Source organism: Providencia alcalifaciens (assembly GCF_915403165.1).
Taxonomy (GTDB): Bacteria; Pseudomonadota; Gammaproteobacteria; order Enterobacterales; family Enterobacteriaceae; genus Providencia; species Providencia alcalifaciens_C.
Genome location: NZ_OU659204.1, coordinates 2,851,028 through 2,864,470, shown reverse-complemented (window position 1 = coordinate 2,864,470; position 13,443 = coordinate 2,851,028). Strand labels below are relative to the sequence as shown.

Genomic DNA, 13,443 nt, shown 5'->3' with positions numbered 1-13,443 from the left:
AAAATGAAAATCGGATGCTTGAGCTTCGCTGTATAAGTTTTTTAAGTTTAGGTATCCGACATCAAATAAATATTATTTTGTTAGTGCTGCTGGTTAAACGAACTGTCTCTAATCCTTCACAAAACCTTCATTCACCATGGTTATGATTCCGTTATCAATTATTGATGGCATTAAATAGGAAAAATAACAATGGCTCGCCTTACACCAATAACTTTTAAACTGACATCACTTTCTTTATTAATTGGTTTACTCTCATTTAGCACCGCAGGGGTAGCTCAACAAGTTTCGCAAAAACAAGTGCCTGCAACACTCGCTGGACATGCCATTTTATCGGTGGATGCGACAGTACCAACGCCGGAAAATGCACCTTCGGATATGCAACACAGTGGTAAATACACCACAGGAACCCGTGTTGATACACTGGGTAAAGTGGAAGGGAAATCTGATGGGCGTCCAACAGGCAAGTTTGTTCCAATCAAGGGGCAGCCGTTACAAGGTCATTCAGGTATCAAGCGTATGAATGATGGTACCTATTGGGTGCTCACAGATAACGGTTTTGGGAATAAAATGAATTCCCCCGACTCGATGCTGTATTTAACCCAATATGATATTGATTTTAAAACGGGAAAAGCTAACCCGTTGAAAACAATTTTTTTCCACGACCCTAATAAAATTATCCCTTTTCATATTATTAATGAGAGTAGTGAGCAGCGCTACTTAACGGGCAGTGACTTTGATCCAGAAAGTTTTCAGTTTGCAGATGGAGCCTTGTGGGTTGGAGATGAATTTGGACCTTATCTCATCAAAATGGATTTAGATGGCAAAGTGTTGGCGCTATTTGAAACGCAAGTTGAAGGCAAGAAAGTCGTTTCCCCTGACCACTACACACTGACAACGCCGGGCAAACCTACGGATAAAGTGACTTTCCAAGTCAATCGCTCAAAAGGTTTTGAGGGAATGGCATCATCGCCGGATGGATCAAAACTTTATCCAATGTTGGAAGGGGCTTTGTGGCAAGAAGATAAACAAGATTATGAGAATGTGAATGGTAAAAAAGCGGCACGTATTCTTGAGTTTGATGTGAAAAAGCAGGATTGGACTGGACGCAGTTGGTTATATGTTTTTGAAGATAATCAAAATGCGATTGGTGATTTTAACCTAATTGATGATACTCACGGCTTGATTATCGAACGCGATAATGGCGAAGGTACTGCGGATAAAGCGTGCGCTGAAGGCGTAAAAAACAAAGAAAACTGTTTTAGCAATTTAGCCAAATTTAAACGTGTTTATCGTATTGAATTTTCTGATAAAAATGTAGGTGATGCAGTGGATAAACAAGCCTATGTTGACTTAATGAACATCCAAGACCCTAACAAGCTAGCCAGAAAACCGCTAAATGATGGGGTATTTACCTTCCCATTCTTTACGATTGAAAACGTGGATGTGGTGGATAATGAACATATTATCGTCGGTAACGATAATAATTACCCGTTCTCTTCCAGTCGTGAGCCCAATCAAGCAGATGATAATGAATTTATCTTGCTGAGAGTACCAGAGCTATTGAAGTAGTTCTCAGCCGGTTAGACAGGTAAGAAGTAGAACGTGTAAATGGATCCTTGTTTTTCCCTTGGTTTGATATTTGCTCGGGTGACCCCGAGCGTTTTTCTTTTTAGGGATTAATCTTTTTTTACTTCTAAAGCAGGGGGCTTCATCATTAAAGTAAAAAATAGGATCACGATAACCGGAGCGGCAATGGTCAAAAATGCAGGGGTAAAACTGCCTGTAATATCTTTAATTGCACCTGCGATAAATGGCGCTAAACAGGCAATTGTTGAGATTAAATTGACGACGGAGAACAACTCTAAATAAGGCCCGCGACCAAAATAATTAGACAGCAAAACACTGGACGCTAAGAAGGTCATGCCGTAGCCGACACCCACACAAATTACGAACAAAATCAGCCAGAACCATGATGTGGAGATACTCAGTGCCACGACGCCAAGCACCATGATAATTAGGCTACCGATCAATAAACGCTTCGGCTCCAGCCATTCACCCGCAGCGCCCCCTAAGAAGCGCGAAAATGCATTCACAAACGCCATGGTACTCAGCAAAGAAACCGCGATAGTCATGCCAAATCCACGCTCTTCAATGTGTGCCACTGCAAAGCTGTTTACTGTAATGCCGCACCATAAGAAAGAGGTATAAGTCGCGGCAATTAAATAGAATTGCCAAGTGCGTAGTGCGCGGCGAACTGTCCAAACCTCAGCGGTACGATAAATAGGTTTACTCGTATGGCTTACTTGTTTTTGCATCACTTTCTTGGCGTGATCTTGTTCTTTTTTCCCTTCACGTAATGCCAAGATAGTGATGATTGTGACGACACTAAGATAAACTGCACACAATACCCAGTGCATCCGCCAAGAGCCTAATTGATTCGATGCGTAGAAGTAAATCCAAGGACCTGCAACACCGCCTAGCCCACCAATCGTGAAGTACAAGCCAAATGCCAGAGATTGCTTTTCAAATAGGCGAGAAAGTACATAGGTGCCCGGAACGGTCGCTAATAGTGTAAACCCGACGCCAATCAAGGCGGTACCTAAGAAATAGGTGCTGATTGCTTCGGTGGAATAGAGGCTATAAAAGCCAGAGCAGAACACAAGCATGCCTAAAAGCAGCGTAAGACGAACACCAACTTTACGTATCAGCAATGAGGGTAGAAAGCTCGCTAAACCGCAGGTTAAACCGAGTAAAGTAAAACCAAAGCCTGCCTCCGTCCAACTCCATTTTAATTCGCCAATCATGCTCGGTAATACTACGCCTAATGAGGTGAAGGTAGTGGCGGTAGCAAGGAAGTAAACCAGTCCGAGGAGAATAAGAATTGACCATTGGTATAATGGGCTAAATGGTGAGGCTTGTGTTTCTGGCATATGCACTCCAGTGGTGCCCTAGTGAGTTAGTCATCACTCACAAGTAATCACTATAAAAGTAGGGCAAAAATAGCACAATGCCCGAAATATCACTTTCGGGCACGAATAGCGCTATTTTCCCTATTTTTGGCGAGAGTACCAGCCTAATTTTGTTTTTGCCCACTCAATGCCACTTTTATACTCATTTGGCAGCATTGGGATCAAACTATCGAGGGTATTTTCGAGTTGATGAACATCGCTATGAGTCAGATTTAAGTGACCCACTTTACGTACTGGGCGCACTTCTTTCTCATACCAATGTAAATGGACTAAAGGTAAATTTAACCATTCTTGATTAACATCAGTCCCAATTAAATTGACCATCACCGCAGGGCTGAAAACTTCAGGCGTCGGCATCGGTAAATTTAAAATTGCGCGTAAGTGGAGTTCAAATTGGCTAATGGAAGCGCCGTTTTGAGTCCAATGTCCACTATTGTGAACGCGAGGGGCGATTTCGTTGATCAGCAGTTTATCGCCAACGACAAAACACTCCATTGCCATCACACCGACATACCCTAACTCATCCATCACGGCACTGAGCATCGCCTGTGCTTGTTGTTGCTGGACTGGGTTTGCATCAGGGAAAGCCACGCTGGTACGTAAAATCCCTTCTTGGTGAAGATTATGGGTGATTGGGTAGAATACGGATTCACCAGATTGGCTACGGGCACCAATTACGGAGACTTCAGCATCAAATGGGATCCCTTGCTCAACGATGCATTCACCGTAAATTTCCGCAGGGAGCGCTTGTTCATCACCAGGGCGAACACGCCATTGACCACGGCCGTCGTAGCCACCTGTTCTGCGTTTCACTATCAAAAAATCACCCAGAGTGGCGAATAACTCTGGCCATTGGTCTGGAGATTCTAATCGTGCCCAAGGTGCTGTGGATAAACTTAACGAGTCGAACAGGCTTTTTTGTGGGAAGCGGTCAGCTAACCGTGGAAAAATATCACGGTTAATAAACGCATTATGACGCGCTAACTCTTTGGTTAATGGGGTTTCTGGCCAGCGTTCAATTTCAGCGGTGATCACACTTTGCTGATAAGGAACAGCTTCAGGCTCCGCATCTAATCCAACAGGAAAGACAGAAATACCCAGTGGTTCGCCAGCTTGGCGTAGCATGCGACCTAATTGACCGTTACCAAGGACACAAACCGGTTTCATTACACTTCCCTCGGATCTGGGTTATTTAATACGTCGTTGGTTTGTGTTTCACGCCATGCGGATAAGCGGTTGAATAGCTCACTATCATGAGTGGCTAAAATTTGTGCGGCTAGCAGCGCAGCGTTAGCAGAACCTGCTTTACCAATGGCGAGTGTGCCAACGGGAATGCCTTTTGGCATTTGAACGATAGAATACAGGCTATCGACACCACTTAATGCAGCGCTTTGTACAGGGACTCCAAGGACAGGAACCAGTGTTTTTGCGGCTAACATTCCTGGTAAATGGGCAGCACCACCGGCACCAGCGATTATCACATCAAAACCATTCTGTTTGGCATTTTCAGCAAAGGAAAACAGTTTGTCTGGCGTGCGGTGTGCGGAAACAATCTCAACATGGAAAGGCAGTTGCAGTTCGGTCAGCACGTCAGCGGCATGCTGCATGGTTGTCCAATCACTTTTAGAACCCATAACAATGGCGATTTTTGCCGCAGATTGAGCAGGAACTTGGGCTGTCATTTGGTGTGATCCCTGTATTGAAAAATATCACCCTAAGGGTGGGAATGTGAATTGCCCCGATCATATCACGGTAATTGGGCAAGGAAAACGTTTGCGTGATTATAAAACAAGCAAACAGTCGTATTGACGACTAACAATTTAGCCGTGTGACTTTATCAAGATAGGGATGTTAAAAAGGAAAGAAAATAAGCTCAATACCGTTTTCGTTGATCACAAAGGCGGAGCCTTCGCTGTGCCATGCGCCTAAGACTCCACGAAAATGAAGTTGACCACTGAGATTAATCTCGTGGATAGCAGGGCGATGAGTGTGTCCGTGGATCATCCATTGTGCTTGATGTCGGTTTAAGGCATCAATCACTGCGTCAGAATTGACGTCCATAATAGCTTCGGATTTCATACTGCTGGCATATTGGCTATTGCGACGCATTTTTTGTGCAATGCGGCGGCGAATAAAGAGCGGTAGAAGTAAAAATATCCGCTGGATCCAAGGTGTATGGACTTTTTTACGGTAGTTCTGATAAGCGGCATCGTCGGTGCATAACGTATCACCGTGCATAATTAAAATACGCTTACCATAAAGTTCAAGTAAGGTTTCTTGGGGCAAAATTGTCATGCCACACTGTTTTGCATAACGTTGACCCAATAAAAAATCGCGATTGCCATGAATGAAATAGCAAGGAATACCACGTTCACTCAGCTGTTTTAGGGCTTGAGCCACTTGCTGATGCAAAGGGGTATTATCATCGTCGCCAATCCAATAATTGAAAAAATCACCGAGGATATACAGGCTGTCAGCGTGGATGGCTTGTTGTTCAATAAATGTCAGAAAACCGGCGGTGATCGCCGGTTCATCTTCACTTAAATGCAAATCTGCAATGATATAAGTGGACATAAATTCAGGGATTACTCGCTGACAGTCACTTTTTCAATCACAACATCTTCGCGAGGTACGTCTTGGTGATGTCCACTGCGACCAGTAGAAACACCTTTGATTTTGTCAACTACGTCCATGCCTTCAACCACTTCAGCAAATACGCAGTAACCCCAACCATCTGGGCGCTCTGAACGGAAGTTTAAGAAGTCATTATCAGCGACGTTGATGAAGAATTGTGCTGTTGCTGAGTGTGGATCGTTAGTACGAGCCATTGCTAATGTACCACGACTGTTTTTCAGTCCGTTATTAGCTTCGTTTTTGATAGTCGCTTTAGTGTCTTTTTGGTTCATGCCCGGCTCAAAACCACCGCCTTGGATCATGAAGCCGTTAATAACACGGTGGAAAATGGTATTATTGTAGAAACCTTCACGGCAGTAGGCTAAAAAGTTTTCGACAGTCACTGGTGCTTTGTCTGCGAAAGTTTTGATAACGATGTCACCGTGATTGGTATGAAATGTAACCATAATAGCTATCCTGAATAATTGTTTTTTATGCGCTAACTTGCGAAAGCGTTGAGATCAGCAAGTTTATATCACAGATAAAACCTGACTTGAAGCGACAGTGTGTTTGCAAAATAGGTTATCCCATAACAGTGACCTAATAATTAAGGCGATAAAGTCAGGCGCTAACCTTGCTTTCTTCGGGTGATCGCGATTCAATACCGTGCTATTTTCGTAAGGTTGAATCTGGATATTTTACCCTCAACATCGCGATAATCTGATGTATGATAGGTATACACGTACTAATAAAATGGAAATAAATCGATGCTACAAATTTTCAATACACTGACTCGCCAAAAAGAAGAATTTAAACCCATCCATGCTGGAAAGATTGGGATGTACGTGTGTGGCATCACCATTTACGATTTGTGTCATATTGGTCACGGTCGTACCTTTGTGGCTTTCGATGCAATTAGCCGCTATTTACGCTATTTAGGCTATGACTTGAATTATGTGCGTAACGTGACTGATATTGATGACAAAATCATTAAACGTGCCGCTGAAAATAATGAAAGCGTGGAAGAGTTAACGACGCGCATGTTAGCGGAAATGCACAAAGATTTTGATGCATTAAATATCCTACGTCCAGACAGCGAACCGCGTGCCACTCGCCATATTCATGAAATTATTGAGCTAACTGAAAGCTTGATAGAGCGTAAGCATGCTTACGTCGCAGAGAATGGCGATGTAATGTTTGAAGTTAAAACTGATCCAAACTATGGGCTGTTATCTCGTCAAGACTTAGACCAGCTCCAAGCAGGTGCCCGTGTTGAAGTGGCTGATGTAAAACGTAATCCAATGGATTTCGTTTTATGGAAAATGTCCAAAGAGGGTGAACCAAGCTGGGAATCACCGTGGGGATTAGGTCGCCCAGGTTGGCATATCGAATGTTCGGCAATGAACAGTAAATCATTAGGCAACCATTTTGATATTCATGGCGGCGGTTCAGATTTAATGTTCCCGCATCATGAAAATGAAATTGCGCAATCTACTTGTGCCCATGATGGCCCATACGTTAATTACTGGATGCATTCTGGCATGGTGATGGTTGACAGAGAGAAAATGTCTAAATCTCTCAATAACTTCTTCACTATTCGTGATGTTTTAGAATATTACGATGCGGAAACAGTACGTTACTTCCTGCTTTCAGGCCATTATCGTAGCCAACTTAACTATACTGAAGAGAACTTAAAGCAGGCTCGCACCGCGTTAGAGCGTCTGTATACCGCGCTGCGTGGCACAGATAAATCGGCAGTACCAGCAGGCGGTGAAACGTATAAGAGCCGTTTCTGCGAAGCGATGAATGACGACTTCAATACACCAGAAGCTTATTCGGCATTGTTTGATATGGCGCGTGAATTAAACCGCCTGAAAACTGAAAATATGGATGCGGCAAACGGCATGGCGGCTCAATTACGTGAGCTGGCAAAAGTGCTGGGGCTGTTAGAGCAAGATCCTGAAACCTTCCTGCAAGGTGGTGCACAAGGCGAAGATGATGCAGAAGTCGCAAAAATCGAAGCGCTAATTAAACAGCGTAACGATGCGCGTCAAAGTAAGGATTGGGCGCTGGCGGATCAGGCGCGTGATGCTTTAACGTCAATGGGGATTGTGTTAGAGGACTCGTCTGCTGGCACGACGTGGCGTCGCAAGTAATCTTCTTCATATTTCGCGCTGTGGCGTTGTTGGCGTCACTCGGCTACTCGGGTCACATACTGATGTATGCTCCCCGAGATATCCTTGCTAGCCGCCTAGCCACAACACGAACTATTTAGAATATTGTCCTTTATCGTTTTTCACGTAACACCTGTTTGCCTACAATTCGAATAATTTAGAGAATTGAGCTTAACTAGCTTAATCAGCTTAACAAATAAGAATAAAACCCACTAAAAATAATCAATTTTTGGTGGGTTTTTTTATGGATGCAGCGGCTAAATTTGCAAGCGTAGGGTGGGGCGGTTGTCGATACTGTTCAATGAAATGTTAACAATGGAATTTAACATTGGGTCACCGAAACGGTGAATTCACTCACAATGAAAACATAGATAAGGATAAATATGTTTCCAATAAACGCTAATCGACTAACCGTATCTCAATCGACAGAATTTCCAGTATCATCAAATACAAGCCATCTCCCTGAACGTATTAAGTCTATCCAAAATATCTCCGAACTTAGCCCTCATTTGGCTGAAACAACACCCGTCAGAAGAAATAGACCAAAGTTAAAATTAAATATAGAAGCCGCTACTCAAGCTACGGCATTCGATAAATTGACTGAAAAAACGCAGTTATTGATGAATGAAAAAAAAATTGAATACGACACTGAGGATAAAGGACAGCGATATCCCAATATAGGTAGTGCGAAACACACGCAGATATCAGTACAGATCGCCGATAAATCCGTTGTACCTCTTGCTGCAAATCGACTACAAATTAATGGGAAAAAGTTAGTCATTCGCTGCCAATATCCCAAAGATAATGCTCAAGCCATTGAGAATCATCTATCTATGCTCATGGCAAACAAGACACCAATATTGGTTGTTTTAGCATCAAAGCAAGAGATTCACGGCTCTCTTTTTCAAAAGGAAAAGCTTCCACCTTACTTTATGAGTAATCAAAAATATGGCGCTATTGAAGTTACCGCTAAACGAGAAAAAAATGACTATAAAGTGGAGCCTAAACAAGCAAATACAGGAGGGAAACCGTTGGAATTTAGCCAATATAGAATGGATATTGTTAATGGCTATAAAAAGCATTCACTCCCTGTGATCCACGTGACTAATTGGGATGATGGTGGGACGGTGGCAATTGAAGAATTAATTAAATTAAACCGGATCATAGGGATCATTAATGAAGGTAGCTTATTTAAACTCTATAAAAATAAAGGGGTAGACATCGAAGGAAGAAATAAACCCCTTCCCGTTATTCATTGTAAAGCTGGAATTGGGCGTGCAGGTGTTTTAGCCGCTGCGATGCAGCTAACTAAAAAAGATAATACATTGAAAGTTGATGATATTGTGCTTGGACTTCGAACATCAGGTAATGCGGATATGGTGCAAACAGAGAAGCAATATAATACGTTGCTCGATTTGCAGCGGTTTCTTGATGCGACGCGAAAAACCTCATCGTAATTAAAGGAGAGGTAAGCTGATAATAGCCTCAGCTTACCTAGGCTAACTTATTCTTGAACCTGAATTTGTTCGCTTCCCATAGAAACGACTTTGCCTGCGACAATTTTGCAGCGTTTGCGCGTTTCAACAACGCCATCAACTTGCACTAAGCCATCAGCAATCATTGATTTTGCCATCGCTCCACTTTCTGCCCAACCTTCAATTTTTAGCAGGTCGCATAGCTCGATATGGGGATGACCATCAAGATGAAAAATATCCATTGTGACTCCAAATTACATTAAATATCGTGGTACTCTTCGCACGCCTGTAGCGTGTTTTGAATCAGTGTCGCCACGGTCATTGGCCCAACACCGCCCGGTACTGGCGTGATCCATGCAGCGCGTTTTGACGCTTCATCGAAATCAACATCTCCAGTCACTTTGCCATTTTCTAAGCGGTTAATACCCACATCGATAACGATAGCGCCCGGTTTGATCCATTCGCCCGGTATAAAGTTAGGTTTACCGACAGCTACGACCAGTAAATCCGCATTACGGACATGCTGTTCGAGATCTTTGGTAAAGCGATGAGTGACGGTGGTGGTGCAGCCTGCTAATAATAATTCAAGGCTCATCGGACGACCAACAATATTTGATGCGCCAATAATAACGGCATTTAAACCGTAGGTATTAATGTCATAACGCTCAAGTAAGGTCACAATCCCTCTTGGGGTACAAGGACGCAGGCGAGGCGCACGTTGGCATAAGCGACCAACATTATAAGGGTGGAACCCATCGACATCTTTATCGGGATGAATGCGTTCAATCACTTTGACGTTATCAATGCCAGCAGGTAATGGTAACTGAACTAAGATACCATCAATTTCATTATCTTGGTTAAGGTCATCAATCAGCTTGAGCAGTTCAGCTTCAGTTGTCGTGTCTGGTAAATCATAGGAGCGAGAAATAAAGCCAACTTCTTCGCAAGCACGTCGCTTACTGCCAACATAAATTTGAGATGCGGGGTTAGCGCCTACGAGAATAACGGCAAGCCCGGGAGCTCGTTTACCATTGGCAATACGAGTTTGTACTTTTTGAGCAACTTCCTGTCTAATTGCTTGCGCAATCGTTTTCCCATCAATAATTTTTGCTAACATCTGTAACTTAATCCATATATGAGACACGGGGGATGCCTCTATTTTGTCAGAACTTACCCATAATGTCAGGTCTATCTGATAGATAAAGTGGGCATATCGTTATTTAAGTAGTGAAAAGCCATTGACTCGGCGCTCAGCAACCGTATAATTCAACGCCATCAGCCAGATAGGCTGCCTGCGCATACAATGCGCCCTTAGCTCAGTTGGATAGAGCAACGGCCTTCTAAGCCGTAGGTCACAGGTTCGAATCCTGTAGGGCGTACCATTCCCAAGTAAGCGCGTATCAATAGACATCAAAGGATGTCTTTTTTTATGCCTGAAATTCATAGCAAACCAGTAGAACAACCCACCAGAATCAATATATTGAGTGATTATTTCACCTTGGAATTCTTTTTGCTGTCAGAATAAAAAATAACCACCTTACTACCGGGGACGTCATTACGGCGGCCGAACATGGCATTCTGCCGGGTTAACGTCTTTTCCCTGAAAGTATTAACTAATAGGTTTCTATTTCTTTTATTACCTTTCCAATAACCAACGTTTTTTTGATAAGTTCAATTCAACAAGTCCATTCAATTATAAAAACATCTAGCCAGTTTAGGTGTATTCATTTTACGTGTTTTTTCTTGTTGATACATTAATATTTCTAAGCTATTTTTGGAGGAATCCATTAAGATAAAATTTAATAATGAATTTAAATAATTTTTATTTTAATAGAACTTGGTTTTTTATATTTTAACCATTCAGTTTTTAATCCCTGATCCTTATAAGTTATAAAATTATTAAATTTAAATTAAATACTATGATTAAAAACACGAAATAAAGGTGAAGTAGTGGATTTAATAATTATTTACATATTTATTTAACTGTTGCTAGGATTATTCTTATATATGGCTATAATGAATTCAGTTTTTTGTTTTTCTTGAGAATTGTTTTCAACCCTTAATTTGGGTTTTTTGTATGTATTACACTTTTGTGCTGTTTTATTGTTTTTTTATGATTTTCTTGATATTCCAATATCGATTATCTTTTTTTGATTTGTTTTTATCTTTATCTTCGCGAATTAATTGTAATGTAGTGGTTGTTATTTCTCATTAATTAACGATTTTGTTTTTATATATTGGTTCTTATTGTAAATTATTGTGTCTATTTCACATGTATATCGTGTTATGCGTGTCTTATTTCATTTAAAGAAATATCTTCGATTGTTTATTTGGATATTTTTGGATGCTCATAAATTGTTGATTTATATATTTTAATTGTTTACTCATATTTGATTATTTATTGATTTAAATGAATTAATGTTTATGATTGATAGCCTGCGTATATCAAATAGCTCTTTTTCGATCGAAAAAAACAATTTTTAACTACAGTTTTAATTCTATAACTTAATAACAGCTGAAGAGTATTTTCCTATATTGAAAATATAAAAAAATAATCAGCGAAATATGATCTGAGAGGTTTGAAATGCGAGATTATGAACCATTATCAAATAATATTGGCAGGATGTTAAAAGACTACCGTAGGCGCACAGGATTAACCGGAAGTGAATTGGCGAAGCGTATTAATGTTAGCCAGCAGCAAATATCTCGGTATGAAAACGGCGTGAATAATATATCATTTGACAAGCTCATCATACTATTTAATGCACTTGAGATGAGTAGCAGAGATATTGATGTTTTCTTCGAAAAAATGAAGTATCTGTTTGATTCTAGTGTATACAAACACTCGAAAATAGAGTGATGGGCTCTTGTTTTTTAAAATCATTCAAATTTAATTAAATTGTTTTAGGCAATTTAATTAAATTCGGTCGTTTTAATTATGGTGTCATGAAGTCTGTATTTTTTTCTATCAAGATGTACTTAATAAATAAACATAAGGAAATATTATGAAAGTTAAATCACTAGCACTTGTTGTTATTTCAGCTTTATCTTTAGGTTCAGTCGCTGCAATGGCTGCAACAACAACCGTAAATGGCGGTCAGGTACACTTTAAAGGTGAGCTAGTGAATGCAGCGTGTGCTGTTGATGCTGGTTCTGTGGAGCAAACTGTTCGTTTAGGTCAAGTTCGTACTGCTAAATTAGCTAAATTGGGCGATACCAGTGGTTCTGTTGGCTTCAACATCCAATTAAACGACTGTGATACTACAGTTGCTACTTCTGCAAAAGTTGCCTTTACCGGTGTTGCTGCAAATGCAACTAACCCAACTGTTTTATCTGTTGCTTCTTCAGCTTCAGGTGCAGCTACTAACGTTGGTATTCAAATTTTAGATGGTAAGAGCGCACCTCTGGGTCTGGATGGTGCAACATTCAGTAACCCTATCACTCTGAATGACGGTGCAAACGTTCTGCCATTCCAAGCTCGTTACTTCGCACTGGGTGCAACAACTGCTGGTGTTGCTAACGCAGATGCAACCTTCGCAGTTCAATACGAGTAATCATTAAAAAGGATTAGGGATATCCCATTTGATAAGCCAAGGATGGCTTTTATTCACGAACCAAAAGGTGGAAGTTTATGAGAGAGCTGCTGGCAGTTTCACTCCTTCTGTTTTCTCCATTTTTGCAAGCTGGAAATAAATGGAAAGTCCAACTTCCTGGTGGCGGGATGCGCTTTCAAGGAGAGTTAATCGCAGAAGGCTGCACTGTTGAAACTTCAGACCGTAATTTAGTCGTGAATATGGGGCAAGTGCGCACCAATGCATTCAAGGCTCCAGGTCAAGATTCAGCACCGACTGCGTTTGATCTTCACCTTCGAGAGTGTAGCAATGCAGTCAGCGAGTATGTATCCATAACCTTCAATGGTGTGGCTAATGAAAGGAACCCAGATATTTTTTCCATCGGTGATGGGCCTAACACTGCAAGAGGTGTAGGAGTAGCCATTTTTGATTCAAAAAATACCTTAATTCCGGTGAATAGTGCCCCACGTAAAATGGCTAATCTGCGTGATGGGGATATGACATTGCATTTTGTTGCTAAGTATCGCTCGACAAGCGAGAGCATCATGGGCGGAAAAGCGAATGCACAAGCACTATTCTCACTGACTTATGAATAAAAATACCGAAAAAGACAGTGACATATTCATTTAAATTTTTAGTA

At 41.4% G+C, this 13,443-nt stretch carries 13 protein-coding genes and 1 tRNA gene; 7 read left to right on the top strand and 7 right to left on the bottom strand.

Annotated elements, in window-relative coordinates; all coding sequences use genetic code 11:
- Window positions 1-189: 189 nt before the first annotated feature.
- Entirely contained in the window at window positions 190-1,569 is a 1,380-nt protein-coding gene (locus LDO73_RS13155) for an esterase-like activity of phytase family protein (protein WP_224058392.1), read from the top strand.
- A 107-nt stretch (window positions 1,570-1,676) separates the two neighbouring features.
- Here LDO73_RS13155 and LDO73_RS13150 read toward each other — a convergent pair whose 3' ends face one another.
- The 5 genes from LDO73_RS13150 to ppiB all read right to left on the bottom strand — a co-directional run bounded on the left by LDO73_RS13150 (window position 1,677) and on the right by ppiB (window position 6,049).
- On the bottom strand, window positions 1,677-2,930 hold the full coding sequence (locus LDO73_RS13150) for a CynX/NimT family MFS transporter (protein WP_224058390.1): 1,254 nt from the start codon (window positions 2,928-2,930) through the stop codon (window positions 1,677-1,679).
- Window positions 2,931-3,050: 120 nt separating this feature from the next.
- The gene (gene purK, locus LDO73_RS13145) at window positions 3,051-4,136 is read right to left on the bottom strand and encodes a 5-(carboxyamino)imidazole ribonucleotide synthase (protein ID WP_224058387.1); all 1,086 of its coding nucleotides are present in this window, start codon (window positions 4,134-4,136) and stop codon (window positions 3,051-3,053) included.
- On the bottom strand, window positions 4,136-4,651 hold the full coding sequence (purE, locus tag LDO73_RS13140) for a 5-(carboxyamino)imidazole ribonucleotide mutase (protein WP_224058386.1): 516 nt from the start codon (window positions 4,649-4,651) through the stop codon (window positions 4,136-4,138). The genes purK and purE overlap by 1 nt, the downstream gene beginning before the upstream one ends.
- 169 nt (window positions 4,652-4,820) lie before the next feature.
- Window positions 4,821-5,543: a UDP-2,3-diacylglucosamine diphosphatase gene (gene lpxH, locus LDO73_RS13135; RefSeq protein ID WP_224058385.1), complete on the bottom strand. Its 723-nt coding sequence runs from the start codon at window positions 5,541-5,543 to the stop codon at window positions 4,821-4,823.
- 11 nt (window positions 5,544-5,554) lie between these two features.
- The gene (ppiB, locus tag LDO73_RS13130) at window positions 5,555-6,049 is read right to left on the bottom strand and encodes a peptidylprolyl isomerase B (protein WP_224058383.1); all 495 of its coding nucleotides are present in this window, start codon (window positions 6,047-6,049) and stop codon (window positions 5,555-5,557) included.
- A 300-nt stretch (window positions 6,050-6,349) separates the two neighbouring features.
- Here ppiB and cysS point away from each other — a divergent pair, with 300 nt between their 5' ends.
- Both cysS and LDO73_RS13120 read left to right on the top strand, forming a co-directional pair.
- The gene (cysS, locus tag LDO73_RS13125; RefSeq protein WP_224058381.1) at window positions 6,350-7,738 is read left to right on the top strand and encodes a cysteine--tRNA ligase; all 1,389 of its coding nucleotides are present in this window, start codon (window positions 6,350-6,352) and stop codon (window positions 7,736-7,738) included.
- 401 nt (window positions 7,739-8,139) lie between these two features.
- Window positions 8,140-9,213 (top strand): protein-tyrosine phosphatase family protein, encoded by a 1,074-nt coding sequence (locus tag LDO73_RS13120; protein WP_224058379.1) that lies wholly within the window; start codon window positions 8,140-8,142, stop codon window positions 9,211-9,213.
- Window positions 9,214-9,260: 47 nt separating this feature from the next.
- Here the strand turns inward: LDO73_RS13120 and ybcJ are convergent, their stop codons facing one another.
- Both ybcJ and folD read right to left on the bottom strand, forming a co-directional pair.
- Window positions 9,261-9,473, bottom strand: coding sequence for a ribosome-associated protein YbcJ (gene ybcJ, locus LDO73_RS13115; RefSeq protein WP_224058378.1), 213 nt, complete (start codon window positions 9,471-9,473; stop codon window positions 9,261-9,263).
- A gap of 17 nt (window positions 9,474-9,490) precedes the next feature.
- On the bottom strand, window positions 9,491-10,348 hold the full coding sequence (gene folD, locus LDO73_RS13110) for a bifunctional methylenetetrahydrofolate dehydrogenase/methenyltetrahydrofolate cyclohydrolase FolD (protein WP_036952132.1): 858 nt from the start codon (window positions 10,346-10,348) through the stop codon (window positions 9,491-9,493).
- 188 nt (window positions 10,349-10,536) lie between these two features.
- Here folD and LDO73_RS13105 point away from each other — a divergent pair.
- The 4 genes from LDO73_RS13105 (at window position 10,537) to LDO73_RS13090 (ending at window position 13,399) form a co-directional block, all read left to right on the top strand.
- Window positions 10,537-10,613, top strand: a tRNA-Arg gene (locus LDO73_RS13105).
- Window positions 10,614-11,815: 1,202 nt separating this feature from the next.
- On the top strand, window positions 11,816-12,091 hold the full coding sequence (locus LDO73_RS13100; RefSeq protein WP_036952128.1) for a helix-turn-helix domain-containing protein: 276 nt from the start codon (window positions 11,816-11,818) through the stop codon (window positions 12,089-12,091).
- A gap of 145 nt (window positions 12,092-12,236) precedes the next feature.
- A complete protein-coding gene (gene fimA / locus LDO73_RS13095) occupies window positions 12,237-12,785 on the top strand; it encodes a type 1 fimbrial major subunit FimA (protein WP_224058376.1) in 549 nt (182 codons plus the stop codon).
- Between the two features lie 77 nt (window positions 12,786-12,862).
- Window positions 12,863-13,399: a fimbrial protein gene (locus LDO73_RS13090; RefSeq protein ID WP_224058374.1), complete on the top strand. Its 537-nt coding sequence runs from the start codon at window positions 12,863-12,865 to the stop codon at window positions 13,397-13,399.
- Window positions 13,400-13,443: the final 44 nt, after the last annotated feature.